The organism is Streptomyces sp. NPDC002055 (assembly GCF_040296705.1).
In the GTDB taxonomy this organism is placed as follows: Bacteria; Actinomycetota; Actinomycetes; order Streptomycetales; family Streptomycetaceae; genus Streptomyces.
Map to the genome: position 1 here is coordinate 35,877 of NZ_JBEOXS010000028.1, position 26,699 is coordinate 62,575.

25 protein-coding genes are annotated in these 26,699 nt (G+C 71.1%); 14 read left to right on the forward strand and 11 right to left on the reverse strand.

Annotation, left to right across the window (positions count from 1 at the left end; translation table 11 throughout):
• The first annotated feature begins 24 nt into the window (after positions 1-24).
• On the forward strand, positions 25-423 hold the full coding sequence (locus ABT112_RS18970; protein ID WP_351510996.1) for a hypothetical protein: 399 nt from the start codon (positions 25-27) through the stop codon (positions 421-423).
• Here ABT112_RS18970 and ABT112_RS18975 read toward each other — a convergent pair.
• Positions 312-1,877 (reverse strand): FAD-dependent oxidoreductase, encoded by a 1,566-nt coding sequence (locus tag ABT112_RS18975; RefSeq protein ID WP_351510998.1) that lies wholly within the window; start codon positions 1,875-1,877, stop codon positions 312-314. The two genes, ABT112_RS18970 and ABT112_RS18975, sit on opposite strands and share 112 nt — an antisense overlap.
• Positions 1,878-1,946: 69 nt before the next feature.
• On the opposite strand from ABT112_RS18975, the gene ABT112_RS18980 reads away from it, so the two are divergent.
• A complete protein-coding gene (locus tag ABT112_RS18980; protein WP_351511000.1) occupies positions 1,947-2,609 on the forward strand; it encodes a TetR/AcrR family transcriptional regulator C-terminal domain-containing protein in 663 nt (220 codons plus the stop codon).
• A 147-nt stretch (positions 2,610-2,756) separates the two neighbouring features.
• On the opposite strand, the gene ABT112_RS18985 is transcribed toward ABT112_RS18980, so the two are convergent.
• Positions 2,757-3,122: a hypothetical protein gene (locus ABT112_RS18985; protein WP_351511002.1), complete on the reverse strand. Its 366-nt coding sequence runs from the start codon at positions 3,120-3,122 to the stop codon at positions 2,757-2,759.
• Between the two features lie 412 nt (positions 3,123-3,534).
• Between ABT112_RS18985 and ABT112_RS18990 the strand changes: the two genes are divergently transcribed.
• The gene (locus ABT112_RS18990; RefSeq protein ID WP_351511004.1) at positions 3,535-3,975 is read left to right on the forward strand and encodes an ATP-binding protein; all 441 of its coding nucleotides are present in this window, start codon (positions 3,535-3,537) and stop codon (positions 3,973-3,975) included.
• On the opposite strand, the gene ABT112_RS18995 is transcribed toward ABT112_RS18990, so the two are convergent.
• Genes ABT112_RS18995 through ABT112_RS19005 form a run of 3 tightly spaced genes read right to left on the reverse strand, consistent with a single transcriptional unit; the run spans position 3,938 to position 7,466 of the window.
• Positions 3,938-5,098 (reverse strand): acyltransferase family protein, encoded by a 1,161-nt coding sequence (locus ABT112_RS18995; protein WP_351511006.1) that lies wholly within the window; start codon positions 5,096-5,098, stop codon positions 3,938-3,940. The two genes, ABT112_RS18990 and ABT112_RS18995, sit on opposite strands and share 38 nt — an antisense overlap.
• A complete protein-coding gene (locus tag ABT112_RS19000; RefSeq protein WP_351511008.1) occupies positions 5,095-6,489 on the reverse strand; it encodes a polysialyltransferase family glycosyltransferase in 1,395 nt (464 codons plus the stop codon). Before ABT112_RS19000 ends, ABT112_RS18995 begins: the two co-directional genes overlap by 4 nt.
• Positions 6,489-7,466, reverse strand: coding sequence for a glycosyltransferase family 2 protein (locus ABT112_RS19005; RefSeq protein WP_351511010.1), 978 nt, complete (start codon positions 7,464-7,466; stop codon positions 6,489-6,491). The genes ABT112_RS19000 and ABT112_RS19005 overlap by 1 nt, the downstream gene beginning before the upstream one ends.
• 220 nt (positions 7,467-7,686) lie before the next feature.
• Here ABT112_RS19005 and ABT112_RS19010 point away from each other — a divergent pair, with 220 nt between their 5' ends.
• From ABT112_RS19010 to ABT112_RS19060, 11 genes are all read left to right on the forward strand, one after another.
• On the forward strand, positions 7,687-9,003 hold the full coding sequence (locus ABT112_RS19010) for a DUF6716 putative glycosyltransferase (protein ID WP_502975391.1): 1,317 nt from the start codon (positions 7,687-7,689) through the stop codon (positions 9,001-9,003).
• Positions 9,004-9,215: 212 nt separating this feature from the next.
• Positions 9,216-10,421, forward strand: a complete 1,206-nt coding sequence (locus ABT112_RS19015; protein WP_351511104.1) for a cytidylyltransferase domain-containing protein — start codon at positions 9,216-9,218, stop codon at positions 10,419-10,421.
• Between the two features lie 18 nt (positions 10,422-10,439).
• Positions 10,440-11,366 (forward strand): N-acetylneuraminate synthase family protein, encoded by a 927-nt coding sequence (locus ABT112_RS19020; RefSeq protein WP_351511014.1) that lies wholly within the window; start codon positions 10,440-10,442, stop codon positions 11,364-11,366.
• Between the two features lie 454 nt (positions 11,367-11,820).
• Positions 11,821-13,164 (forward strand): hypothetical protein, encoded by a 1,344-nt coding sequence (locus tag ABT112_RS19025; RefSeq protein ID WP_502975392.1) that lies wholly within the window; start codon positions 11,821-11,823, stop codon positions 13,162-13,164.
• 243 nt (positions 13,165-13,407) lie between these two features.
• Positions 13,408-14,709, forward strand: a complete 1,302-nt coding sequence (locus tag ABT112_RS19030; protein WP_351511107.1) for an amidohydrolase — start codon at positions 13,408-13,410, stop codon at positions 14,707-14,709.
• Positions 14,710-14,863: 154 nt separating this feature from the next.
• Positions 14,864-15,898 (forward strand): BMP family lipoprotein, encoded by a 1,035-nt coding sequence (locus tag ABT112_RS19035; RefSeq protein ID WP_351511016.1) that lies wholly within the window; start codon positions 14,864-14,866, stop codon positions 15,896-15,898.
• A gap of 182 nt (positions 15,899-16,080) precedes the next feature.
• The gene (locus tag ABT112_RS19040) at positions 16,081-17,679 is read left to right on the forward strand and encodes an ABC transporter ATP-binding protein (RefSeq protein ID WP_351511109.1); all 1,599 of its coding nucleotides are present in this window, start codon (positions 16,081-16,083) and stop codon (positions 17,677-17,679) included.
• Positions 17,676-18,782, forward strand: coding sequence for an ABC transporter permease (locus ABT112_RS19045; RefSeq protein WP_351511018.1), 1,107 nt, complete (start codon positions 17,676-17,678; stop codon positions 18,780-18,782). The genes ABT112_RS19040 and ABT112_RS19045 overlap by 4 nt, the downstream gene beginning before the upstream one ends.
• A complete protein-coding gene (locus ABT112_RS19050) occupies positions 18,779-20,062 on the forward strand; it encodes an ABC transporter permease (RefSeq protein WP_351511020.1) in 1,284 nt (427 codons plus the stop codon). The genes ABT112_RS19045 and ABT112_RS19050 overlap by 4 nt, the downstream gene beginning before the upstream one ends.
• Positions 20,059-20,484 (forward strand): cytidine deaminase, encoded by a 426-nt coding sequence (locus tag ABT112_RS19055; protein ID WP_351511021.1) that lies wholly within the window; start codon positions 20,059-20,061, stop codon positions 20,482-20,484. The genes ABT112_RS19050 and ABT112_RS19055 overlap by 4 nt, the downstream gene beginning before the upstream one ends.
• A complete protein-coding gene (locus tag ABT112_RS19060; RefSeq protein WP_351511023.1) occupies positions 20,484-21,761 on the forward strand; it encodes a thymidine phosphorylase in 1,278 nt (425 codons plus the stop codon). Before ABT112_RS19055 ends, ABT112_RS19060 begins: the two co-directional genes overlap by 1 nt.
• Positions 21,762-21,911: 150 nt before the next feature.
• Here the strand turns inward: ABT112_RS19060 and ABT112_RS19065 are convergent, their stop codons facing one another.
• From ABT112_RS19065 to ABT112_RS19090, 6 genes are all read right to left on the reverse strand, one after another.
• Positions 21,912-22,652: a class I SAM-dependent methyltransferase gene (locus ABT112_RS19065; RefSeq protein WP_351511025.1), complete on the reverse strand. Its 741-nt coding sequence runs from the start codon at positions 22,650-22,652 to the stop codon at positions 21,912-21,914.
• A 20-nt stretch (positions 22,653-22,672) separates the two neighbouring features.
• Positions 22,673-24,067 carry a hypothetical protein gene (locus ABT112_RS19070; protein WP_351511027.1) on the reverse strand — a complete coding sequence of 465 codons (1,395 nt, stop codon included), beginning with the start codon at positions 24,065-24,067 and terminating at the stop codon, positions 22,673-22,675.
• Positions 24,067-24,834: a hypothetical protein gene (locus ABT112_RS19075; protein WP_351511029.1), complete on the reverse strand. Its 768-nt coding sequence runs from the start codon at positions 24,832-24,834 to the stop codon at positions 24,067-24,069. Before ABT112_RS19075 ends, ABT112_RS19070 begins: the two co-directional genes overlap by 1 nt.
• A 38-nt stretch (positions 24,835-24,872) precedes the next feature.
• Positions 24,873-25,457 (reverse strand): hypothetical protein, encoded by a 585-nt coding sequence (locus ABT112_RS19080; RefSeq protein WP_351511031.1) that lies wholly within the window; start codon positions 25,455-25,457, stop codon positions 24,873-24,875.
• A gap of 148 nt (positions 25,458-25,605) precedes the next feature.
• Positions 25,606-25,905 carry a hypothetical protein gene (locus tag ABT112_RS19085; RefSeq protein ID WP_351511033.1) on the reverse strand — a complete coding sequence of 100 codons (300 nt, stop codon included), beginning with the start codon at positions 25,903-25,905 and terminating at the stop codon, positions 25,606-25,608.
• A gap of 74 nt (positions 25,906-25,979) precedes the next feature.
• Positions 25,980-26,489 carry a nucleoside-diphosphate kinase gene (locus ABT112_RS19090; protein WP_351511035.1) on the reverse strand — a complete coding sequence of 170 codons (510 nt, stop codon included), beginning with the start codon at positions 26,487-26,489 and terminating at the stop codon, positions 25,980-25,982.
• Between the last annotated feature and the right edge of the window lie 210 nt (positions 26,490-26,699).

Genomic DNA, 26,699 nt, shown 5'->3' on the forward strand with positions numbered 1-26,699 from the left:
CCGCCGCCCCGCTACCGTCGCCGCATGACGAAGCCGAGGCTGCGCGCCCACGAGTGGTGCGGGACGACCTGGGACGACCCGTCCGAGGACCGACTCCACGACCTGCTCGCCGATATGAATCCGCGTCACTGCTTCGTGGTCGTCGACCGGCTCGACGCCCCCGGCCCCGGGGACCACTACCTGCAGGTCCACCTCAACGAGGACATGAGCTGCCTCGTCGAGTACCGCTCGGGCGGCCCCGAGACGCACCACCGGGCCGTGGTGACCGAGCCGTTCGGCCTCGGCGGCTGCGACATCGTCGCCCCGGTCCTTCAGGCCTGGGCCTTCGGACGCGCCGGCTGGCGGGAGGCGCTGCCCTGGGTGCCCTGGGACGCCGAGCGGGACGCGCCCCGGGAGGACGGTGTCCCCGGCCAGGCCGGGTGAGCGGCGAGGTCGGACGGGTCGTGCGTGGCCAGGGCCACGTAGCCGTCGGGCCGGACGAGGAAGAGGCCGTGCTCGGCGTAGGCCTCGTGAGCGACCGGAGCGTCGGCCGGCACCCGGTGGGCGTGGATCGTCTCCCCGTCGACCGGCGGGAGTTCGGCCGAGCCGAAGGCGAGCAGGGTGAAGTGGGGTCCGCGGAAGAGGTCGAAGAGGCGTGAACCGTCCGGCAGCGGGGCGTCCGGGGCCCGGTCGCCGGCCCGCAGGGCGCCCTCCGGCAGGGCGCTCCGCCGCTCGACCGCCAGTGAGTCGCCCCGGTAGCCCAGCCCCAACTGCTGGGTCCCGGCATCGCGTCGGGGCATCGCGTCGCGAGGCGCGGACAGCATGGCCCGGTGGAGGTTCGTGCTGATGCCGAGCACCCCGGCGGCGATCGGGATCCGCTCCTCCTCGTAGGTGTCGAGCAGTTCCGGCCCGGCGAGCCCCTGCAGGACGAGGCCCAGTTTCCAGCCGAGGTTGTAGGCGTCCTGCACGCTGGTGTTGAGCCCCTGGGCGCCCGCGGGGGAGTGGATATGGGCGGCGTCGCCGGCGAGGAAGACCCGGCCGGACCGGAAGCGGTCCGCCATAGCGGCGCGGGCCCGGAAGTCCGAGGCCCACACCACCTCGTGGATGTTCCTGACCGTGAGATGGGTGCGCTCGGCGACCACCGCCCGGATGCCCTCCGGTGACAGATCCGGCGCGGAGCCGTCCGTGTACCGGGCGTAGATCTGGAACGTGTCGGTCCCCGCGAGCGGGCACATCGTGAGCATCCCGGCGGGCGAGTGCGGCCAGACGTGCCAGTTGAGCCGGTCGATGCCGTCCGCCCGGACGTCGGCCACCAGCATGGGTTCCGGATCGACGGTCTCACCGGTCATGCCGATGCCCAGGGCCTTGCGGACGGTGCTGCGCCCGCCGTCGGCCGCGACGAGGTAGGCGGCGCGGGTATTCTCCACCGAGCCGTCCGCGCGGGTGAGGGTGGCGGTGACGCCGTCGGCGTCCTGGGTGAAGCCGGTGAGCGCGGTGGAGAAGTGGACCTCCCCGCCGAGCTCCCGCAGCCGGGTGTACAGGATCTCCTGGGTGCGCCACTGCGGCAGCATCAGCGCCTCGCCGTAGGGCGCGGTGGGCGTCGGCTCGCCCCGCGGGATCATGTCCCACTCGTCCCCCCGCTGCCCGTCCGTCCACGTCACCATCGGCGGCAGCGGACCACCCGCCGCGTACGCCGCGTCGATGACGCCGAGATCGTCCAGGACCTCCAGCGTGCGGGGCTGCAGCCCCTTCCCCCGCGAGCCCGGGAACAGCGCCGCGGCCCGCTCGACGATCCGGGCCCGGATCCCCCGCCGCGCCAGGTCACAGGCGAGCGCGAGGCCGGTCGGCCCGGCTCCGGCGATCAGGACGTCCGCGTGCTTAACGTTGTTAAGTTCCATGCCCCAGAGGATTGACTTAACGGTGTTAAATTGTCAAGGGCGGGGCGAGCTCACTGGGAGAATGGCCGAATGGCGACGACGCGACTGGACCGGACGCAGGTGGTGGACACCGCGCTGCGGCTGCTGAACGAGCTGGGGCTCAACGGCCTGACGCTGCGCCGTATCGCCACCGAGCTGAACGTGCAGGCGCCGGCCCTGTACTGGCACTTCAAGAACAAGCAGGAACTGCTCGACGAGATGGCCACCGAGATGTTCCGGCGGATGGTGGGCCCTCCGGAGGGCCGGCCCGCGGTCCGTGACTGGCGGGAGCACCTCGCGCAGTCCTGCCGGGGATTGCGCCGCGGGCTGCTCGGGTATCGCGACGGCGCCAAGGTCTTCAGCGGCACCCGCTTCACCGGCCGGGACCACGCCCCGTACCTCGAGGAGCATCTCCAGGCCCTGGTCGAGGCCGGGTTCACCCCGGCCGACGCGGTGCAGGCGTACTTCACGGCGTACGCCTTCACCATCGGCTTCGTGATCGAGGAGCAGGCGGTCTATCCGGAGCCGGGTGAGCGTGACCCGCGCTACGACCCGGTCGAGCGCGCCGAGGGCATCGGCGCGGACTTCCCGCTGGCCGCCGCGGCCGGGACGGACCTCTTCTCCGGCTACGAGGAGCGCTTCGAGGCGGGCCTGCGGATCGTCCTCGCGGGAATCGAACGGACGGGGCTGGAGGCGGCCCCGCCGGGGGCGTGACGGGCGGGGCGTGGCGGACGGGGCCTGACGGGCGGGCCTGACGGACGGGGCGGGGCCGGCGCCGAGGGGTCGTGGCCCGGGGCCGGCGCCGGCAGTGAGCCCTCAGGCCTCAAAGGCTTGCTGCGTGGTCAGCAGCTTGCCACGTGGTCAGCTCAACGCCTTCTCGATCGCTTCGAAGATGTCCGCGTCGGTCTCCTGCTGCCAGGACGGCAGGTCCGGCCAGTCCGCCACGTAGCCGGGCTTCGGGTCGTCGAAGTGCTTGAACATCTGGGCGGTCCAGCACGTCGCGACGAAGCGGCTCTTCTGTTCGCGGGACAGCCGGGCCGTGGTGCCCCCGCTGATCTCGACGAACTGGCGCACCTGCTCGTAGACGGAGCCCGCCGCCTCTCGCTCCCACTGCGGGGTGTCGTCCCACGGAGTCACGTACCCGGCCTTCGGCTCGCCGGGGAAGTGCTGCCGGACACCTGCGATCCAGGATTCCCGGAACAGTCGTGCACCATCGGTCTGCGACATGCCTACCCCTCTCGTCACGGCGTGTTCAGAGCGGCGATCTCCTCCCCCGGCTCCGCCACGCGGTGGTCCCGGCTCAGGGGGCCGAACTCGTCGCACGTATAACGGAGTTTACGGGCGGCCGTCACGACCCGAGGGCGTTACCGCCTTCGCCGCCGCCGACCGCTCCGGGGCGGGATCGGCGCAGGCTCCGGCGTGCAGGTCGAACGGCGCCGCTTCGGTGGGAGCCGCGCCCGGCCCGCCCGCCGCCACCCCACCCCGGGAGCCGGACTCCCCGCGTGCTCCCCGTGATCGCTCCCGTGCGCTGGGGCGGACCGGGTGAGATGTTTCCTTACTCTCTGTCGTGCCATGCTCACTTGGGGTAGCGTCTGCGTTCCGCTTGCCGCAGTCGCACCTTCACGAGAGGCGTTTGCCCATGCGCACCGCCGTCGCGGACGTACCCCACTCGTACACCCTCTACTGCCCGCCGCTGTGCACCTCCCCGCTGGTCGCCCGGGACTTCGTGGCCACGGTGCTCCGCTCGGAGCGGCTGGACCATCTCGTCGACACGGCGATGCTCTGCACGTCCGAGCTGGTGACCAACGCCTATCTGCACGCCCGCGGCCTCGGTTCGCTGCTCTGGCTGGCGATCGAGGCGGCCGACGTCCGGGTCACGGTGTACGACGGGACGGCCGAGCCGGTCACCCGGCGCCCCGCTACGGCCGACGGGGAGTGCGGGCGCGGGCTGCACCTGGTGGACGTCCTCACCCACGGCCGCTGGGGCACGGCGCTCGGCGCGCCGATGGGGCTGGGCGGCGCCCAGGGCAAGGGCGTGTGGTTCACGCTCCCCGTCGCGGCGGCGCCAGTGCCCGTTTGATCCGCGGGGTGAGCGGAGTCTCCACCCACCGGTACAGCAGCCAGGCCGTCACCAGCATCGCGGCGATGGTCAGCGGCAGGGTGGCGTACGCGGGCAGCCCGAGCGTCCGGTGCAGTACGTGCACCGTCACCCAGCCCAGGTGCTCGTGCACCAGGTAGAACGGGTAGGTCAGCGCGCCGGCCACGGTCAGCCAGGGCCAGTTCGCCCAGCGGAGGTGCCCCAGGGCCACCGCGCCGACCGCGACGAAGCCCAGGGTGACCACGGCGACGATGCCCAGCGAGGGGCGGTAGGAGAAGAACTCCGGGTCCGCCGGGTGCCACAGGCGGTCGACGGCGTAGTGCTGGCCGATCAGCCAGCTTGCCGAAACGATTCCCCACGCGGTCATGTCACGCCGGTCGAGGTGGAGCAGGTACAGGCCGATGCCGCCGATGAAGAACGGCGCGTACTCGGGCATCAGCACCAGGTCGAGCAGCGGCTCGTTCGCGGCCTCGCCCACCGCCGCCGCCAGCGTCCACACCGCGCAGAACAGCACGATGCGCTGCCGGTTGGCGCCGGGCAGGATGACGCAGAGCGCGAACAGGGCGTAGAAGCGCAGCTCCGCCCAGAGGGTCCAGCACACGCCGAGCACCCGGTCGACGCCCAGCGGCATCTGCAGCATCGTCAGATTGGTCAGGGCGTCGCTCGGCGACACCGCCTCATAGGTCACCCAGGGCAGCGCGAACACCGCCGTGACCAGGATGATCGCCGCCCAGTAGGCGGGGAAGAGGCGGGAGACCCGGGAGGCGAAGAAGGCGCGCAGCGGCCGGCCCCAGCCGCTCATGCAGATCACGAAGCCGCTGATGACGAAGAAGATCTGGACGCCCAGGCAGCCGTAGGCGAACAGCTGGGAGGCGGTGGGGAACTGGACGGCGGGGGAGCTGCCCCAGGCCTCGCCGATCTCGCCGTCCCGGCCGCCGAAGTGGTAGCAGGCGACCATCAGGGCGGCTATCAGCCGCAGGCCGTCGAGGGCGCGCAGCCGCGCGCCCCGGGGCCCGCCGGATATGGTGCGCGCCGCGGGCCGTTCCCGCGGCGCGGGCGCTCCCGGTGAGGGCTTCGGGAGCGTGGTGCCGGCCGGAGCCGTCATCCGAACGCGGCTTTCTTCTTCACCAGGCGCCGCTGCACGGCGCGGGCCCGGCGCGCGACCCTGCGGACCGCGGCGTTCCGCGGCAGGAAGGCGAGCTGGGACGGGATCGCCCCGGGCAGCGCCAGCGAGGTCAGCCGGCGGCGCTTGAAGTAGCGCCAGGTGCGGGTGTCGAGCCGGGTGGCCAGGAAGCGCTCCGCCTCGGCCCGCAGGCCGGGGTAGATCTGCGACTGCATGGCGTAGCCGACCGCGGCGACCAGCCCGGTGAGGCGGTCCGCGACCTCCTCGCGGGAGGGGGAGGTCCAGCCGGTGACGGCGGCCGCGTCGGTGATCTCCGGCAGCAGCGCGTCGACGACGGTGACCGGGACGCGGTTGCTGTTCTGGTACGGGCTGAGCCGCTCCAGCAGCAGGTCGGTGCCGGCGCGGGCCACCGGGAGGCCGTAGAACGCGCTCGCGGTGAGCAGCGCGGTGGAGAAGCAGCCGACGACGAGCGCGGGCCGCATCCGCTGGTACAGCACCTCGGCGAGTACCGGGGTGTCGAGCACGGTCAGCCGGACGCCCAGCTCGCCGGCCTCCTTCTCCAGCACGCGCGACCAGCGCGCGGGAGCGGTGGGGTGCGGCTTGAACACGATGTTGTGGTGGCCCAGTTCGGCGGCGCCGCGCAGCATCGTCACATGCAGCTGCTCCTCCTCCTCGGGGGTGAGGATGTCCAGCGCCGACAGGTACTGGCCGAGGAGCAGCGCGGGGGCCGTCGGCTCCGGCAGGGCCTCGCCGCCGGCCTGGTCCTCGGCCAGTTCGGCGAGGACGGCGGTGAAGACGTCGGTGGGGACGACCTCCGGCTCGACGCCGAACTCGGTGAGCAGCAGTGGGCGCAGGCCCGGCACGAGATCCAGGTGGAGCAGCCGCCGGATCCGGGTGCCGACCAGCGGGTCGAGCTTGTTGCGGGTCGGGCCGTAGCTCATCAGCCCGTCGGCGTAGACGTCGACCGGGGCTCCCGGGAAGAGCTGGGTCAGCGCCAGCGACGGGTTGACCTGGATGGATTCGACGGCGAGTTCGACCTCGTCGTCGCCGAGCCCCCAGAGCAGCCGCAGATGGCGCTCCCAGAGCGGGACGTCGTCCTGGCGCGGGGACCAGCCGCCGGGGTGGAACGGGCTGATCGTCTCGTTCCAGGAGAGCACCCGGTCGAAGCGGCCGCGGAGCCGTTCGAAGCCGGGCATGGTGTCCACGGACGGCGTCGTCTCGGGCGTCGTGGCGTTGTTGCTGATCAGCAGCAGCCGGCGGTCGGCGGGCCCGAAGCAGTCCGCGTCGAGGGCGGCGGCCAGTGTCGCGGCGCCGTAGAGGGTGGAGGCGAAGAAGATCTGCGTCTTCCGGCGGCTCCGTGCGAGGGCGGGCATCAGGCGGCCACCTCCGTGGTGACGGGCCGGCGGCGTACCCGCCGCAGCCGCGAAGCGCGCTGAACGTCCATGGAGTCGATGGCCTCCTGCAGAACGTCCTGCGGCATGCGCTTCAATGCGGCGGCGCTCATCGCCCGCAATTTACGCGCCACCGCAGGCTCGAACCTTTCGATACCGGCGAGGTGGTGGGAAATGATGGCGCAATACGTGCGCACGGCTTTCGGGAGCAATGCGTCGGCGTTCGGATCCTTCGCCGTCTCATCGATCACCTGGTCGAATGCGCGAATGAAGTCGAGCTGGCGGACATCGCCGATCTGGGTCAGGGAGGAGGCGACCCCGCGGCGGTAGAAGACGCCGAGCAGGCCGAGGACCGCGAACGACCGCGCCTCGCGGTGCAGCCGCCAGATCCACGGCCGGTCCTCGGCGGTGCGCAGCCCGTCGCGGAAGTGCAGCAGCCCCTCGTCGGCGAGCCGCCGGTGGTACATGCCGGCCCAGGCGTAGGCGTAGTCGACGGAGGTGCTGCGGTCGGCGGGCAGGATCGCCTCGCGCGGCGACATGACGACGCCGCGCCGTCCGTGCGGGACGCGGTGGATGCTGCGTGCCCTGGCCGTGCACTGGACGTGGTCGGTGCGGACGAAGTCGCAGCCCAGGTCCTCCATGGCGGCGAGCAGCTGCTCGTAGTACCCGGGCGCGAGCCAGTCGTCCCCGTCGAGGAACGTCAGGTACTCACCGCGCGCGGCGTCGAGGCCGGTGTTGCGCGCGGTGGCGAGACCGCCGTTCTGCTCGTGCCGCACCACGACGGCACCCGGCAGGTCCCGCGCGGCCCGGTCGAGGATCTCCGGGGTCCCGTCCGACGAACAGTCGTCGACGAGAATGAATTCGAAGTCCTCCCGGGCGTTCGCGCGGAGACTTCTCAGGGTGTCGGGCGCGTATGTCTGCACGTTGTAGAACGGCACGATGACGGAGAGCTTAACCACCCGGGTGACGGTAGGCGGCTCCCCGACCGTAGTCTTGACCTACGGTGAACTCACGGGTGAACGAAATATGGCGGATCGGTTAACCGGCTTCCGTCACGGGCCGATTCGCCATTCGGCGATGTGCTGTTAACCCTTTGTTGCGGCTGCGTTGGGCCGCGACTCGAAATGCCTTCCTAGCGTCATCGACGTGCCAGTAACCAGTCACCGCCAGCGGGTTGCCGTGCTCGCCGATTCCGATACTCGATGGAAATGGGGCGCACTCACCGCAAACCGCCTCGTATCGGACATCCGCCTCGACGGGTACCTCCTGCGCGGACGCGCCACCCCGACCCCCCGTCAGCTCGACGAAGTGGGCGTACGGGCCGACTCGCTGCGCGAGGTCACCGGCGTCGAATTCCTGCGGACCGTCGCGGATTCAGCGTACGACGTCGTCGTCCTCGCCTGTGTGGGCGGGGCCGTCCAGGCGATGCTGCACGGGCTGGCCCGCGCGACGGCGACCGCCGCGGCCGGCCCGGACGGGATCCGCCGCAAGCGCCCCGTGGTCGTCACCGGCTACGTCGGCGTCGTCTACGAGAAGCTGGCCGACGGGCTGCTGCTGCGGCACGGCGCCGACCTCGTGCTCGCCAACTCCCGCCACGACGCCGAGCGCTTCCGCGCCGTCTACCGGGGGGTGAACGCCGGTACGGACAGCGTCGTCGAGACCGCGCTCCCCTTCCTCGGCGGCGCCCGCCACGACGAGCGGGACCGCGGCGACCACCCCTTCACGGTGGTCTTCGCCGCCCAGCCCTCCGTCCCGGAGAACCGCGCCGACCGCACCTACCTGCTGCGCCGCGCCGCCGCCCACGCCCGGCTGCACCCCGGCCGGGAGGTGCTGGTCAAGCTGCGCAGCAAGCCCGGCGAGCACACCACGCACATCGAGGAACTGCCCTACCAGAAGCTCGCCGCCCGGCTGCCCGGCGGCCTCCCCGACAACTGCCGCCTGGTCTACGGACACATGGGGGAGGTGCTGGACCGCACCGACCTGCTGGTCACGGTCAGCTCCACCGCCGCGCTGGAGGCGCTGCACCGGCACATCCCGACGGCCGTCCTCACCGACCTGGGCGTGCGCGAGGCGCTGGGCAACCACCACTTCCTCGGGTCCGGCTGCCTGCTCTCCTGGGACGAACTGGACGCCGGGCGGACCCCCGAGGCGGACGCCGGCTGGCTCGGCCGGCAGGGCGTCGCCGCCGACGGCCCGTACGAGACGGCCTTCGACGCCGCCCGGAACCGGCTGGCCGAACTGGTCGCCGCGGACGGGCTCCCGCCGATCCGCCCCTACTACACGGGCGCCACGGCGCCCGGCTACCTCCCCGGCATCCTCGCCCGGCACGCCCTGGACCCCACGGGTGAACCGCTGCCCGGGGCGAGCGCCGAACCGCGCGAGGAGAGCGCCCTGCGCCGCGCCACCCGCGGCTTCGCCCGCGACGCGGCCCGCACCGCCTACCGGCAGGGCGTCCAGCGCGTGGCGCCCGCGATCCGCCGCTGGGGGCAGCTGTGAGCGCCATACCCGGGGCGGCCGTGCCGTCGCGTGCCGCCGCGGGGCCGGTGACGCGCTCCGCACGGACCGCCGACGCCTCGCCCGCCGCCGCCTCGTCCGCCACGGTCACCGCGCCGCCGCGGTCCACCCCCGCGCCGCGGCCGGGCAGCCCCGCGCCGACGCCGATCCGGGCTGCCGGGACGCAGCCCGCCGAACTCCCCGAAGGAGCCGTGATGCCTCCCACCGTGCTGGCCGTCATTCCCGCGCGAGGCGGGTCGAAGGGCGTGCCCGCGAAGAACCTCGCGGCCGTCGGGGGCGTGCCCCTGGTGGTGCGGGCCGTCCGTGAGTGCCTGGCGAGCCGGATCGTCACCGACGTCGTGGTCTCCACCGACGACGCGGGCATCGCCGCGGCCGCCCGGGGCGCGGGCGCCGACGTGGTGCAGCGCCCGGCCGTCATCGCGGGCGACACCGCCACCAGCGAGGCCGCCGTGCTGCACGCGATGGACGCGCACGAGGCCCTGCACGGCCGCGCGGTCGGGACCGTGCTGCTCGTCCAGTGCACCAGCCCCTTCCTCGCCCGGGAGGACATCGACGGGGTGGCCGCCGCGGTCGCCGAGGACGGCGCCGACAGCGCACTGACCGTCGCCGCCTTCCACGGCTTCGTCTGGCGCGAGGGCGACGGGACGGCCGGCCCGGCGGAGGCCGCCGCCGGTGACGCCACCGGCGTCAACCACGACAAGTCCTACCGGCCGCGCCGCCAGGACCGGCCGCAGGACCTGCTGGAGACCGGCGCCGCGTACGCCATGGACGCCGAGGGCTTCCGCGAGGCGGGGCACCGCTTCTTCGGCCGCACCTCCCTGGTGCGCACCGACCCGGCCCGCGTGCTGGAGGTCGACGACCCGCACGACCTGGCCCGCGCCCGCGCGCTCGCGCCCCTGATGGACGCCCCGCGCCCCGGCGCACTCCCCACCCGCGACGACATCGACGCGGTGGTACTCGACTTCGACGGCACCCAGACCGACGACAGGGTGCTCGTCGACTCCGACGGACGGGAAATGGTCGCCGTGCACCGCGGCGACGGGCTCGGGATCGCGGCACTGCGCCGCTCCGGTCTCGGCCTGCTGATCCTGTCCACGGAGCAGAACCCGGTCGTCGCCGCACGGGCCCGCAAGCTGCGGGTCCCCGTGCTCCACGGCATCGACCGGAAGGACCTCGCACTCAAGCAGTGGTGTGAGGAGCAGGGCATCGCGCCGGAGCGGGTGCTCTACGTCGGCAACGACGTGAACGACCTGCCGTGTTTCGGCCTCGTCGGCTGGCCCGTCGCGGTCGCCGGTGCGCACGACATCGTGCGCGGCGCCGCACGCGCGGTCACCTCCACCCCCGGAGGAAACGGCGCGATCCGCGAGATCGCCTCGTGGATCCTCGGCCCCTCCCTCTAGAAGAAGGAACTGACTCACATGAGCACCACCCCCCGTCTGCGCACCCTCGGCACCAAGACCGCGGGCCCCGGCAACCCCGTGTACGTCACGGGCGAGATCGGCATCAACCACAACGGTGACCTGGAGAACGCCTTCAAGCTCATCGACGCGGCCGCCGACGCCGGCTGCGACGCGGTCAAGTTCCAGAAGCGCACCCCGGAGATCTGCACCCCGCGCGACCAGTGGGACATCGAGCGCGACACCCCCTGGGGCCGGATGACCTACATCGACTACCGGCACCGCGTGGAGTTCGGCGAGGACGAGTACCGGCAGATCGACGAGCACTGCAAGAAGCGCGGCATCGCCTGGTTCGCCTCCCCGTGGGACACCGAGGCCGTCGCCTTCCTGGAGAAGTTCGACGTCCCGGCGCACAAGGTCGCCTCGGCCTCGCTGACCGACGACGAGCTGCTGCGCGCGCTGCGCGCCACCGGCCGCACGATCATCCTGTCGACCGGCATGTCCACCCCGAAGCAGATCCGGCACGCGGTCGAGGTCCTGGGCAGCGACAACATCCTGCTCTGCCACGCCACCAGCACCTACCCGGCCAAGGCCGAGGAGCTCAACCTCAACGTGATCAACACGCTGAAGGAGGAGTACCCGAACGTGCCGATCGGCTACTCCGGCCACGAGACCGGTCTGCAGACCACCCTCGCCGCCGTCGCCCTCGGCGCCTCCTTCGTCGAGCGCCACATCACCCTCGACCGCGCCATGTGGGGCTCCGACCAGGCCGCCTCCGTGGAGCCGCAGGGCCTGCAGCGCCTCGTCCGGGACATCCGGGTCGTCGAGGAGTCGCTCGGCGACGGCGTCAAGAAGGTCTACGAGAGCGAGCTCGGCCCGATGAAGAAGCTGCGCCGGGTGCCCGGTGTCATCGCCGAGGGCGCCGACCGCGAGCCGGTCGCCGTCTGAACCGGCCGGAACCGCGCCGCCGCGCGAGAAGCCGGCGCGCAAGAACACGAGGTGGAGCTCGGTGAGTACACCTGACGGGCCGCTGGGCCCGCCCCCGGAAGCGGCCCCGGGCCGGCGCACGCCGGCCACGGGGGGCCGCTTCCGGGGCCCGGACCGGGGGGACCGCCCCCCGGCGGACCGCTCCCCGGCGGACCGCCCGTCGGCGGATGGCCGGCCGGCGGATGGCCGGATGCCCCCGGGGGCCCCGGACGCGGGGACGCCCAAGGGCATTCCCGCCGCGGGGACCCCGGCGGGAACGATGACGGGGACGACGGCGGGGACCCCGGCGGAGACGACGGCGGGAACCGTCGCGGAGACGCGGGCGGGAACCGTCGCGGGGACGCCGGCCGGACGGCGTTCCGCGGCCGGAGCCCGGGCCGGGCGGCGGCCCGCGGCGGGGGAGACCCTCGCCTTCGTGGAGAGCCCGGTCCAGCTCCTGAACGTGCTGGAGTGGGTGTACGCCGACCGCCGCCGGGCGGCCGGGCAGCACCCGCCGGGGCCGGCCGCGGCCGACGGCCGGGGCCCTGCCCCTGCTTCCGGGGCGGCCTCTGTGCCCGGGCCGGTCGCAGTCCCGGGGCCTGCCGCCGAACCTGGACCTGTCCCAGGGTCCGCCGCCGAACCCGGACCTGTCCCAGCCCCGGGGTCCGCCGCCGAACCCGGACCCGCCGCGCCCGACGGCGCCGCACATCCCGTGCCGGACGGCGGCCGGCCCACCCCGGGGACCCCGAACCCGGACACCCCGAACCCGGATGACACTGCCCCGTTCGCGCGCCCGGCCTCCGCACCGCCCGGCAGCGGCGGCATCACCGTCGTCGTGCTCTCCCCGACCGACCCCATGACCCGCGGCCAGCTGCGCCGGATGGCCGAGCTCGCCCGGGACGAGGGGCTCACGGTGCGCTGGGAGGAGGCCCGGGGCGGAGCCGGAGCGCCGTTCCAGACCATCGGCGCGCTGGCCCCCGCGCTGCGCCGGGCCGAGCGGATCGTCATCGGCGACCCGTTCTCCCGGTACGTACAGCTGCTGCTCACCCTCGCCCGCGCCCGGGACCTCGTCGTGGTGGACGACGGCACCGCGACCATGGAGTTCGTGGCCCAGCTGGCGCGCGGCGAACGGCTGGTGCGCTGGCACCGCAGCGGGCGCCGCGGCGGGGCCCGCGAGGCCGTCTTCGCGCCGGTCGCCGCGGCGGCCCGGCGCCGGCTCACGCCCCGGCGCGGCCACCGTGTCGAGGTGTTCAGCTCGATGCCGGTCGAGCCCCCGGACGGCGTCACCGTGACCGGGAACGCGTTCGCCTGGACCCGGGCCCGCTTCGGCCCGCCGCAGCTCACCCGGGGATCCGACCTGGTCGGGACCTCCCTGGCGGAGACCGGGGTGGTCGATCTCGACCGCTACATCGAGGCGGTCGGCGCCCTGGCCCGCGCCCACGGGGCCACCCGGTACTTCGCGCACCGGCGGGAGAGCGCGGAGAAGCTGCGCCGGCTCTCCGAGGAGACCGGTCTGGAGATCGTCCGGCCCGATCTGCCGCTGGAGCTGATCGCCCGGCGCGGGCCCATCGGCCGGACGATCCTGAGCTTCCCGTCGACCGTGGTGCACACCCTGCCGCTGGCCCTGGCCGGAACCGAGGTGAAGGTGGCCGTCTTCGACATCGACCCGGCCTGGCTCACGGACACCGCGTCCCCCCGGGCCCAGGGGTTCCTCTCCGGAGTCACCGGCACCGCCCGTGACGTGCACCGACTCGATTCGCTGCCCGCTTCGGCGCCCTGAGCGGCACGGCTCGGCGCCCTGCGCGGTACGGCGGCGGGCGGTCGGCCTGCGGTCGGCGGGGCCGGGCACGGTCCGTACGGCTCCGAACCGGACCGCCGAATGCTCAGCCCCGACTGATACCCGTCCAGGTGCGTGCTCATGCCGATCACGGGCGGTTTTCCTTCGCCTATCGGGCTGAACTTTTGTTGATCGAAGGGCAGTTGCCCGGTGTACGGACGTACCCTTCAAAGGGTGAACCAACTGATGTCCGCCGACACCGATGCCGACCTGCCCGCAGACTCCGAACTGCCCGGGGTGCTCCCCGACGCACTGCGCACCGAGCTCATCGCCTTCCGGCGTGACCTCCACATGCACCCCGAGCTGGGCAATCAGGAGTTCCGCACCACCGCCGCGATCAAGGCGCGGCTGGAGAAGGCGGGTCTGAAACCCCGCGTCCTCTCGGTCGGCACCGGGCTCATCTGCGACATCGGCACCGACACCGGCACCGACATCCGCACCGCCACCGGCACCGACATCGGCACCACGGAGGGCGGACGCCCCGCCGTGGGAGGGCGGCCGCAGCCGCCGCGTCCGATGCTGGCGCTCCGGGCGGACATCGACGGCCTGCCCATCCCGGACACCAAGACCGTTCCGTACCGCTCGACCGTGCCCGACCGGGCCCACGCCTGCGGCCACGACGTGCACACCACCGTCGTGCTGGGCGCCGGGCTGGTCCTCGCCGAGCTGGACCGGGCCGGTCTGCTGCCGCATCCGGTCCGGCTGATCTTCCAGCCGGCCGAGGAGGTGCTGCCCGGCGGCGCCGCCGACGCCATCGACTCCGGCGTGCTGGACGGCGTGGGCCGGATCCTCGCGGTGCACTGCGACCCCAAGGTCGACGTCGGCCGGATCGGGATCCGTCCCGGCCCGATCACCTCCGCCTGCGACCGGCTGGAGGTCGCGCTCGACGGCCCCGGCGGTCACACCGCCCGCCCGCACCTCACCACCGACCTGGTGCTGGCCGCCGCCAAGGTCGCCACCGACGTGCCCGCCCTGGTGGCCCGCCGGGTCGACGCCCGGTCCGGTCTCGCCGTCACCTGGGGGCGCATCGAGTCCGGCCACGCCTGCAACGTCATTCCGCAGCACGCCGAGCTGTCCGGAACCGTCCGCTGCCTGGACCTCGCCGCCTGGCGCTCCGCGCCCGACGTCGTGCACGCCGCGATCGACGAGGTCGCGACGCTGCACCGGGCGAAGTCGCAGGTCAACTACGTCCGCGGGGTTCCCCCGGTGGTCAACGAACCCGGCATCACCGAGCTGCTGCGCGACGCCATGACCGTCCGGCGCGGCCCGTACGCCATCGAGGACACCGAGCAGAGCCTCGGCGGCGAGGACTTCTCCTGGTACCTGGAGCGGGTGCCCGGCTCGCTGGCCAGGCTCGGCGTCCGGCCGCTGGGGGACACCACCCGGCGGGATCTGCACTGCGGGGATTTCGACGTCGACGAAGGCGCGATCACGGTGGGAGTGGAGCTCTTCACCGCCGCTGCGTTGCTCGACGGACACCGACCGTAAGCACCCCGTCGATCCCCGTAAGTACCTGGTCAACCGCCGTTCGCCTCGATCCGATAACGGGCTTCCGGAGAGGGTTTTATCGGGCATCTACGCGCGTTACGATGCGGCGAAACCAGCGCCGGAAGAGGCGCTTTCAGCCGAAGGGGAAGTCCTCTTGCGCCGGGTAATCAAGATCGCAGCTGCGAGTGTCGCCACCGCCGCGCTCGCATTCACCGCCACCGCCTGTGGGGAGTCGTCCACCGAGTCCGGTGGCAAGAACAAGGGCGTCGGGCTCGCCTTCGACGTCGGCGGCCGTGACGACCACTCGTTCAACGAGGCCGCCGCGCGCGGTGCCGACAAGGCCAAGAAGGAGCTGGGCGTCGGCCACAAGATGCTGACGGCCAAGAACAACGAGACCGAGGCCGACCGCGAGCAGCGGCTGACCTCCCTCGCCGAGGCGGGCTACAACCCGGTCGTCGGCGTCGGTTTCACCTACGGCAAGTCCATCTCCAAGGTGGCCAAGGACTTCCCCGACACCACCTTCGCGGTCGTCGACTCGGTGTCCCCGGGCAAGAACGTCGACAGCATCGTCTTCTCCGAGCACGAGGGTTCGTACCTCGCCGGTGTCGCCGCGGCGCTGAAGACCAAGACCGGCAAGGTCGGTTTCATCGGCGGTGTGAACAACGCGCTGATCCAGAAGTTCCAGGCGGGCTTCGAGCAGGGCATCCGGGAGACCGACAAGAAGGTCAAGATCAGCTCGGAGTACCTGTACGCCAACAACGACAAGGGCTTCAACGACCCCGCCGCCGCCAAGGAGAAGGCCAAGGGGATGCTGGACCGCGGCATCGACGTGGTCTACTCCGCGGCCGGTCAGTCCGGCGCGGGCTCGATCGAGGCGGTCTCCGGCAAGAAGGGCGCCTGGGCGATCGGTGTCGACTCCGACCAGTACCAGCAGCCGGGTCTGGCGAAGTACAAGGACGCGATCCTGACCTCGGTCGTCAAGAACGTCGACGTCGGCGTCTACGACGTGGTCAAGAGCGTCAAGGACGGGAAGCCGCTGACCGGCACCCACGCCTACCCGCTCGACAAGGACGGTGTCCGGCTCGCCACCTCCGGCGGGTTCATCGACGACATCAAGCCGAAGATCGACGCCGCGAAGAAGAAGATCATCGACGGCGACATCAAGGTCGAGGACTCGCCCAAGAAGTGACCTCCGGTCGGCTCCGCCGACCCCGCGGGCTCGGCGGGAGTGACTGCTCTCGCCGGGCCCGCGCCCTCGTGGGGAAACTACGCGCGTAGCGCCCCTCAGCAGCGCCGACGCCCCGCCTCCCGCGATAGCGTCGCCTTCCCGCCCTCCCACACACCGCTCCTTTCCGCCGAGGAGAGTGCGCCATCAAAGCGTCCACCAGCAGCCCCAAGGCAGACAGTGCCCCTGCCGTAGAACTCCGGGGAATCACCAAGCGATTCCCGGGAGTTGTCGCCAACCACGACATCGACATCACCGTCCGGCGCGGCACCGTGCACGCGCTCGTCGGCGAGAACGGTGCCGGCAAGTCGACCCTGATGAAGATCCTCTACGGCATGCAGAAGCCGGACGAGGGCACCATCACCCTCGACGGCGAGACGGTGACCTTCCACAGTCCGGCCGACGCCATCGCCCGCGGCATCGGCATGGTGCACCAGCACTTCATGCTCGCCGACAACCTCACCGTCCTGGAGAACATCGTCCTGGGCGCCGAGAAGCTCCACGGCATCGGGGCCAAGGCCCGGGCGAAGGTCATGGAGATCTCCGACGCGTACGGGCTGAACGCCCGTCCCGACGTCCTCATGGAGGACCTCGGCGTCGCCGACCGCCAGCGCGTGGAGATCCTCAAGGTCCTCTACCGCGGCGCCCGTACGCTCATCCTCGACGAGCCGACCGCCGTGCTCGTGCCGCAGGAGGTCGACGCGCTCTTCGACAACCTCCGCGAACTCAAGGCCGAGGGCCTCACGGTCATCTTCATCTCGCACAAGCTGGGCGAGGTGCTGTCGGTCGCCGACGACATCACGGTCATCCGCCGCGGCACCACCGTCGCCTCGGTGCACCCGGCCGATGTGACGCCGAAGCAGCTCGCCGAGCTCATGGTGGGCACCGAACTCCCGTCCCCCGAGACCCGCGAGTCGACCGTCACCGACGTCCCGATGCTCGACGTGAACGGGCTGCACCTGTCGGCCACCGACACCGACGGCGCGGTCCGCGCGGTGCTCGACGGCATCACCTTCACCATCCACAAGGGCGAAGTCCTGGGCATCGCCGGTGTGGAGGGCAACGGCCAGGCCGAGCTCGTTGAAGCGATCATGGGCATGCGCGACCCGGACGGCGGCGTCGTCACCCTCGACGGCACCGACATCTCGCACCTGCCCACGCGCCGCCGCCGCGAGGACGGCATCGGCTACATCCCCGAGGACCGCCACCGCCACGGCCTGCTCCTGGAAGCGCCGCTGTGGGAGAACCGCATCCTCGGCCATGTCACCGAGCCGCCCAACGCCAAGGGCGCGCTGATCGACATCAAGGCCGCCCGCAAGGACACCGAGCGGATCGTCACCGAGTACGACGTGCGGACCCCCGGCATCGAGGTCACCGCGGCCTCGCTCTCCGGCGGCAACCAGCAGAAGCTGATCGTCGGCCGCGAGATGAGCCACACCCCGAAGCTGCTGATCGCCGCGCATCCGACGCGCGGTGTGGACGTCGGCGCGCAGGCGCAGATCTGGGACCAGATCCGCGAGGCGCGCCACGAGGGCCTGGCGGTACTGCTGATCTCCGCCGACCTGGACGAGCTCATCGGGCTCTCCGACACCCTGCGGGTGATGTACCGCGGCCGCCTGGTCGCCGACGCCGACCCCGCCACCATCACCCCGGAGGAGTTGGGTTCGGCCATGACCGGCGCAGCCCGCGGCCACCTCGAGCACCACGAGGACCACCAGGACGACGAGGGAGGCGACAACCGATGATCAAGTTCGACAAGGACCGGGTGATCCTGGCGGTCGCCGCGCCGCTCCTCGCCATCGTCGCCGCGCTGATCGTCACCTCGCTGGTGATCGTCGCCGCGGGCGACGACCCCTTCAACGCCTTCCGGATCATGCTCGACTACGGCTCGAAGAGCGACAGTCAGGTCTGGATCATCAACAAGGCGGTCCCGTACTACCTGTCCGCGCTGGCCGTGGCCATCGGCTTCCGGATGAACCTCTTCAACATCGGGGTCGACGGGCAGTACCGCATCGCGGCGTTCTTCGCCGCGGTCGTCGGCGGCGCCCTCACCCTCCCCGGCTTCCTCCAGATCCCGCTGATCATCATCGTCGCGATGCTGGTCGGCGCCGTGTGGGCCGGTATCGCCGGTGTGCTGAAGACGACCCGCGGGGTCAGCGAGGTCATCAGCACCATCATGCTCAACGCCATCGCGGCGTCGGTCATCGGTTACTTCCTCGCCGAGGGACGGCTCGCGGAGAAGGAGGGGAACATCATCCACACCCCCTTCATCCCGGAGTCCAGCCACTTCTTCACCTTCCCGACGACCCCCAAGCCGGTCGAGGGCTTCATCGTCGTCGCGGCGCTCGCCGGAGCCCTCTACTGGTTCCTGCTCAGCCGCACCCGCTTCGGCTTCGACCTGCGCACGGTCGGACAGTCGGAGTCCGCCGCCGAGGCGAGCGGTGTGAGCGTCAAGCGCATGGTCGTCGTCAGCATGCTGCTGTCCGGCGCCGCCGCCGGCCTCGTCGGCATGCCGACCCTGCTCGGCGTCTCGTACAACTACGGCACCGACTTCCCCGCCGGCATCGGCTTCACCGGCATCGCCATCGCGCTGCTGGGCCGCAACCACCCGATCGGCATGGCGCTCGGCGCGCTGCTCTGGGGCTTCCTGGAGCGCACCGGCAGCCAGCTCGAATTCGAGGGGTACGCCCAGGAGATCGTCGGCGTGGTCCAGGGCGTCATCGTCCTGTGCGTCGTCATCGCCTACGAGCTCGTGCGCCGGTACGGGCTCAAGAGCCAGCAGCGCAAGGTGGGCGCCGAACTCGCCGCCCAGGCCCGCAAGACCGATGAGGCGGAGGTGTCCGCATGAGCGCGACCACGGCCACGACGCCGTCCCGGCAGCCCGGCAAGAAGCAGGGCGGACGCCGGCAGATCTCCTATCCGGTGATCCTGCTGATCATCGCCGGTGCGCTCATCGCGCTGTCCGTACTCCGCGCCGTCACCGGCGCCGCGGACCTCACCTCCTCCGGCCAGTACAGCGGTGCTCTCGCCGCCGCGGTGCCGATCGGCCTCGCCGGTCTCGGCGGTCTGTGGGCCGAGCGTGCGGGCATCATCAACATCGGCCTCGAAGGCATGATGATGCTCGGCTCGTTCGGCGCCGGCTGGGTCGGCTGGCAGTACGGACCGTGGTGGGCGGCGGTCGCCGGCATCGGCTTCGGACTGATCGGCGGTCTCATCCACGCGGTCGCGACCGTCACCTTCGGTGTGGACCAGATCATCTCCGGTGTCGCGGTCAACATCCTCGCGCTGGGCTTCACCCAGTACCTGGCCAAGCTGTGGTTCGGTGCCGAGGGCAGCGCGGCCGCGGCGGCGGGCGGCAACGACAAGCAGTCGCCCCCGATGGACAACCTCTCGGCGTTCTCGATCCCCGGCCTGTCCTCCTGGCTCGGCGACATCGAGAAGCACGACTGGTTCCTGGTCTCCGACACCGCCGGCATCCTGCGCGGCCTGGTCACCGACGTCTCCTGGCTGACCCTGATCGCGGTCGGACTCTTCGTCGGCACCTTCTTCGTGCTGTGGCGCTCCTCGTTCGGCCTGCGGCTGCGGTCCTGCGGCGAGAGCCCGGTCGCGGCGGAGTCGCTCGGCGTCAACGTCTACACCTACAAGTACGCCGCGGTGCTCGTCTCCGGCGGTCTGGCCGGTCTCGGCGGCGCGTTCATCGCCATCGGCACGCACTTCTACCAGGACGGCCAGACCGGCGGCCGCGGCTACATCGGTCTCGCCACGATGATCTTCGGTAACTGGCGGCCGGGCGGAGTCGCCCTGGGCGCGGGCCTGTTCGGCTTCACCGACAGCCTCCAGCTGCGCGGCGGCGGCCAGACCGTGCACGCCCTGCTGCTGCTCCTCGCCGTGCTGCTCCTCGCTCTCGCCCTGTGGGGGCTGCGCACCGGCCGCCTCAAGCAGGCCATAGGAGGCGGCGCCGTCGCGGCGGGCCTCTTCGTCTGGTACGTGTTCACCGACACCGTGCCGGTGGAGATCGTGGACGCCACCCCGTACGTCGCGACGCTGCTCGTCCTGTCGTTCTCCGCACAACGCCTCAGGCCACCCAAGGCGATCGGCAAGGCCTACCGGAAGGGGCAGGGCAAGTGACCGACTCCCCCGACTGGGAGGCCCTGCGGGAGCAGGCCCGGGACGCGATGTCCCGGGCCTACGCCCCCTACTCGGGCTTCGCGGTGGGCGCCGCGGCCCGCGTCGACGACGGGCGCACCGTGACCGGCTGCAACGTCGAGAACGCCTCCTACGGCGTCGGACTGTGCGCCGAGTGCGGCCTCGTCTCCCAGCTGATCGCCACCGGCGGCGGCCGGCTCACCGCCTTCACCTGCTGCGGCCCGGACGGCGCGGTGCTCATGCCCTGCGGCCGCTGCCGCCAGCTGCTGTGGGAGCACGGCGGGGCCACGATGCTCGTCGACACCGAGAGCGGCATCCGTCCGCTCCGCGACCTGCTGCCCGACGCCTTCGGCCCGGAAGACCTCAAACGACACGGCCCCGACCGCCAAGGAAAGAACTCCTGATGGACGCCATCACCGTGATCCGCACCAAGCGTGACGGAGGCCGGCTCACCGACGCCCAGATCGACTGGGTCATCGACGCCTACACCCGCGGCGAGGTCGCCGACTACCAGATGTCCGCGCTCGCGATGGCGATCCTGCTCAACGGCATGGACCGCGTCGAGATCGCCCGCTGGACCGCCGCGATGATCGCCAGCGGCGAGCGGATGGACTTCTCCTCCCTCGCCCGCCCCACCGCCGACAAGCACTCGACCGGCGGCGTCGGCGACAAGATCACGCTGCCGCTCGCCCCGCTGGTCGCCGCGTGCGGCGGCGCCGTGCCGCAGCTCTCCGGCCGCGGCCTCGGCCACACCGGCGGCACCCTCGACAAGCTGGAGTCCATCCCCGGCTGGCGGGCGCTGCTCTCCAACGACGAGATGCTCCGGGTGCTGGGCGACGTCGGCGCCGTCATCTGCGCGGCCGGCGACGGCCTCGCCCCGGCCGACAAGAAGCTGTACGCGCTCCGCGACGTCACCGGCACCGTCGAGGCGATCCCGCTGATCGCCTCGTCCATCATGTCCAAGAAGATCGCCGAGGGCACCGGCTCGCTGGTCCTGGACGTGAAGGTCGGCTCCGGCGCCTTCATGAAGAACCGCGAGGACGCCCGGGAGCTCGCCACCACCATGGTGGGCCTCGGCACGGACCACGGGGTGAACACCGTGGCCCTGCTCACCGACATGTCCACCCCGCTCGGCCTGACCGCGGGCAACGCGCTGGAGGTCCGCGAGTCGGTCGAGGTGCTCGCCGGCGGCGGCCCGGCCGACGTCGTCGAGCTCACCGTGGCCCTCGCCCGCGAGATGCTCGACGCGGCGGGGCTGAAGGACGCCGACCCGGCGAAGGCCCTCGCGGACGGCTCCGCCATGGACCACTGGCGCCGCATGATCGCGGCCCAGGGCGGCGACCCGGACGCGCCGCTGCCCATCGCCCGCGAGCAGCACGTGCTCACCGCCGAGTCCACCGGCGTCCTCACCGAACTCGACGCCTACGCCGTCGGCGTCGCCGCCTGGCGCCTCGGCGCCGGCCGGGCCCGCAAGGAGGACCCGGTGCAGGCCGGCGCGGGCGTGGAGATCCACGCCAAGCCGGGCGAGGAGGTCACGGCGGGCCAGCCGCTGCTGACCCTGCACACCGACACCCCGGAACGCTTCGAGTACGCCCTGGACTCCCTCGCGGGCGCCCTCGTGATCGACGCCCCGGGCACGGCGTACGAGCGGACGCCGGTGGTACTGGAGCGCATAGGGTAACGGCCTGACCTGCGCTGATTGCCTTCGGGCGAACGGGACCGGTGGAACTTCGCCGGTCCCGTTCGGTGTTTCTCCGGCGGTGGAGGCGAGGATGCCTCCCGATCCTGCAGAGCCTCCGAAGCAGAAGTCCACGAGGCGTGTGCCAGCCAGCTACTTGGTCGCGACGACGTAGATGCTCGCCCACTGCCGCTTCGGGTTGGCCATGCACGGGTCGAAGTCCCAAGGCTCGACAGTGGTGAAGCCGACCTCGGTGAAGAGCTGACTGAGCTTCTCGAAGTCGTACGCCCAGTAGTGCGGGTTGTACGTGGGATCGTCGTCCTGATCACGAAAGACGTAATTGATCAGGTCCAGGTAGGTGTTGATGTCCTTGCGGCAGTCTCGCTTGGCGTACCAGCGGGAGATCATCTCCTCGGCTTGCTCAGGGCCGGCCGGGTACTCGCCAAGTACGAATGCCGCGTCCGGCACGCCGGTGATGAGACGGCCGTCGGAGGCGAGGATGCGGTGGGCTTCGCGGGCGTACTGCTTGGCGGATACGGGGTAGTCGATGTGTTCCAGGAAGTGCTCGGAGAACAGCACCTCCGCCGAGTTGTCCTGAAGTGGGATCCCCTCTCGGACATCCCAGAGGAGGTCGGCGGGCGGTACGGCGTCGATGTTGAAGAAGCCCTCGATGCGGTGTGCCCCACCGCCGACCTGGACTTTCTTCGGCGCGACTAGCCCGTCGCAAGTGAATGCTGTCTTGCTGGCGTGGTGGTAGCGGCTGAGTTCGAGCTCCTTGGCCGTGGCGCGGAGGGTGCGCGCGAGGCCGTGGGTGGTGGCAGGGTCGGCGAGGAGGGCGGCAATCAGCTCGCTGAGGATGTCGATGGAGCCGCCATCCATGCGGTGGGTATTCATCAGCTCTGTGTCCCTTCGCGTCAGGCGGTGGTAGGGGTTGGAGAGGTCCACTGGTTGTTGCGCATGAGCGTGTGCTTGATGTCGACCAGGCGCGGGGCGATGGTCAGCTCGAGCTCCTCAGCGGGGTGGAGCCGGCCGGTGTCGTCCTGTTCAGCTCGCCAGACGCGGTAGTCGAGATCGGGGTACGCAGGGTTGATGCCGATCTCCCCCTTGGGGATCGTGCCGTTGAAGGGCACGATGATGTCCATGTGGTTCCAGTAGTTCCACGCCTGGAGCGCCTTGTGCTGGTCAAAGTAGAAGTAGAAGTCCGGGTACCGGCCGAAGGTCCGCAGCTCGCGGTGGATCAGGTGGCCTAGGAGTGGGCCGAGTTGGCTGGAGAGGCTGTCGAACTCCCATCGGGTGTGGTGCCAGGCTTCTGGGGCCTGGCCGGGCGTGAACAGCCGGGCCGCGACGAGGTGGCTGATCCGCTCGGTGAGGTAGGCGCGGGCATGGGCCGCGTCAAGGCCGGGGTCGATCCGGGCGAGAAGCACGCCCAACTCGTCGGGTGAAGGCCGGAACTTCGCCAGTTCGAACTTGCCGGCCATATGAGGGAAGGACTCGAAGAGCATGTCCTTGTACAGCCAGTTGTTGAACTCGCCGAGCTCGGCCCGCTCCAGGGTTTGCCGCGTGGTGGAGTGCAGCATCAGGTACTCCGCCAGGGCCTCGAAGTACACGTACCCGAGGATGGGGAGCCGGGGGATCGTCTCGTCCAGCAGCCGCAGGAACGTAGAGGATTGGACGGCGGTCCCCTGGTAGGCGACGGCAGATGCCAGGGCGAGGAAGGCCGTGGAGTTCTTGATCCTGCTGACGATGGTCTCGCGTAGCTGGTGCCGCTCCGCTTTGGAGAGCAGGTACTCCAGGCGGCTGTAGATCTGCAGGTGGATCGAGCCGAGGCGGAGGTAATCCACGCCGGCCAGCCCGCGGTACGCCTGGGGTGGCAGGTTGATCTCGAAGATCAGCGGTGTCGGCATGCGCTTGAGGGTGTCGGCCTTCGCCACGCAGGCCGGCGCCTCCTTGGTGAGCACGTACTCGGCGAGGTTGTGCATGCGGTACCCGCGCTTGGTCGGGGTGAGGGGCGCGCAGTACACGCTGCCGACCAGGCAGCCCCCGGAGGGATAGAGCGAGCCGTGCTCGCTAATCTGTTCCAGAGCGTGCGTGACGTGCAGCAGGTGCAGCTTGCCGTCCCCGCCCAGGGCGCGGAAGAGGGCGTTGTCACGCAGAAGCCGGCCGTTGGGCGTCTCGGCCACGAGCCTGTTCTCCCAGGCGGCGGCCTGATCGGAGAGCGGGTCCTGGCCGTACGTAGGGCTGGGGATGAAGGTCGTATCGAAGAAGGCGTGGGCGTCGGCCCACTGCTGGTAGGCGTCATGGAAGTCCATCAGCTGGTCAGCTCCAGCTGCGAGAGTCCTGTGAGGACTGCCTCCGCGCTGCCGGCACCGGCCAACCACGCGGTCTCGGACCGGACGACGAGCTCGAATGCGGTCGTCCGCAAGCCGCTGAACGCGTCGGAGCGGACCTGGGCTGGGTCGGGCCACCAGCTGAGCTTCGGCAGCCGGTAGCGGTCGAGAGCGTCCGCTGCTCTGAGGAGGTCGCAGATGATCTCGGCGCGGGCGTGATCGGCTTGATCGTCCTCGGAGAAGGCGCCATACGGCAGGTCGTGGAGCCGGACCGCCGTGGCGGCGGTTGCGATCCGGCTGGGCGTCGCCACGAGCCCGAAGTGGGACCAGACGGTTTCGGCGTTGTCCGCGAGCCAGATGGCGCCGCGTGCCCCGTGGCCCGGGTCGTCCTTGTCGTGGAGGCGCCGGCAGTCGTGGACGGTGGCGGCCAGGATCAACGTGGTGGCGTCGTCATCGCTGAGTCCGGCAGCCTCCGCGAGCAGCGCAGCCAGAGCGGCGGTGCGCATCCCGTGCCGGATCCCATGGAGGGAGTCCAGGCACTTCTCCGTGGCCAGCCACCCGACAGGAATGGCCGAGCGGGACAGGAGCCTCTGCGAGGTCGCTCGCAGCCGGGGAGGCGGGCCGTCCGAGAGGGCTGGCCGGTTCGCCGTGATCCAGCGCACGGTGGCGAGATCGGTGTACTGGTGGTGTGGAAGCTGCTTGCGTGCAGCCAACTCGACCAGACTGTCGGTCGGCGAGTTCGTGCTCATCTGGGCCCACCCCCTCGGTGGTCTGCGACAGCGGATGCCTAGCTGACGGTCGCGGCCTTGGCCGCCTGCCCCTTGCGGGCCCGTTCGGCGGCCTCGAAGGCGGCCGTGAATTCCCCGAGCTCCTCCTCGGTCATGAGATGCACGCCCAGCTCATCGGCCACGGCGGCGATGCGGGCGACGGCCCCATCCCGCGCGGTGGCGCTCGCCTCGCCGTCGAGCAGCACCTCGAACTCGGCGTGGTGTCCCCAAGCGTCGCTCCACTTCACAGCGATCTCGACACCGCGGAAGCGGAAGTTGTGGCGCTGGTTGAACGCTTGGTGCATGGTGTCCTCGAAGCCGAGGGCGTTGAGGATCTGTACAGCGGCCGGAACGTCCTTGCGGCCGATGGCGAATTCGGTCTCCGGAAAGGCGGCACCCTGGCCGATCTTGCTGGCTTTGAGCGTGATCTTCGCGGAGCCGGCCGCGATGTTGTCCGTGACCTTGAGCAACTGGTCGGGCAGTACGTAGAAGAAGATGTTCTTGTCGTCACAGCCGAGGTCCTCAGCCTCCTGTGTCAGACGGGCGAGGAGCTGCTCGTGCGCGTCCTTGTCGAAGCGGGCGCGCATCTCGATCTCGATGGCCACAATGGCTCCCTTACGGAAATCGGGCATGGATGATCCGCCCGAGCCAGGCGAGCGGGGCTTGGCTCAGTTCAATGCGGTGTGTGATTGATCGAGCGTCCGGGCGGTGCGGTACGCAGGCGCGTGCCGCACCGCCCGGAGGGGATGAGCGTCAGGCGAGCTCGCCAAAGCGGTCACGCACGACGCCCTCGTGCAGGTAGTTCGGGAGCGGCACCCCACCGACGGACACGCGTTTGGTGGCCACCTGCTCCTCGGTCTCGTCCGGGAAGCCCTCCAGCAGCCGGAGGCACTGCGCCACCCACTCGCGGCACTTCTTCCAGTCGCCGGTATCACGGCTTCGGAAGGCGAGCGCGCAGGCAGTCTCCGTCGCGGCCCATCGGTCGGTGGCCAGCTCCTGATGGAAGATGCTCTCCAGCTCGGCCACGGAGGCGACGCGGGTCGGGATGGTCATGACGTCTTCTCTCCTACGTTGGTGCCTGGTGGTGTTCAACGCGTCGATAGCCGATAGGTGACATCGGTTGGGGCTCAGTACGTGAAGATCTCCGCCAGGGTGCGGTAGTCGTGCAGCTCGTCCTTGTCGAACCACAGCTCCACCTCCTGGTCGGCCTCGGCCTTGTTGCCGGAGGCGTGCACCAGGTTCGCGACGGCCTTGCCGGAGGCCGCGCTGGCGCCCCGGCTGTAGTGCGAGAAGTCGCCGCGGACCGTGCCGGCGGGTGCCTCGTTCGGGTATGTGCTGCCGACGATCTTCCGCACGGTCGCGACGGCGTCGAAGCCCTCCAGCACGAGCGCGATGACCGGGCTCTGCTGCATGAACGTGGACGTGAGGTTGTAGACGTCGGCGCCGAGCCGCTCCTCCAGGTCGAAGTAGTGGCGCCGGGTGAAGTCGGCGTCCATCCGCTTCATCTTGATGCCGACGATCTTCAGCGCCGAGTCCTCGAACCGGGCGACGATCTTCCCGGCGTACCCGCGGACCATCGCATCGGGCTTGAGGAGGACGAGCGTGCGCTCCACAGTGTTTTCCTGATCCTGGGCCATCGGTTTCCCTTTCAGCTATCAGGCAAGCCATATGACGGGCGCTCAGCGCCTCGTCCGCCTGAGGTTACCTGCGGCGGAACACCCCTTTCTGTGCCTTTTCAGTTGAGGTCCGAAGAGAGATTTCGGCCAAGTGGCCGAGACCTTCGTTCGATGAGCACCCAGTGGAGTTACTCCGGGCCGGAACGCACTTCCCGCACGCGTGGATCTCGA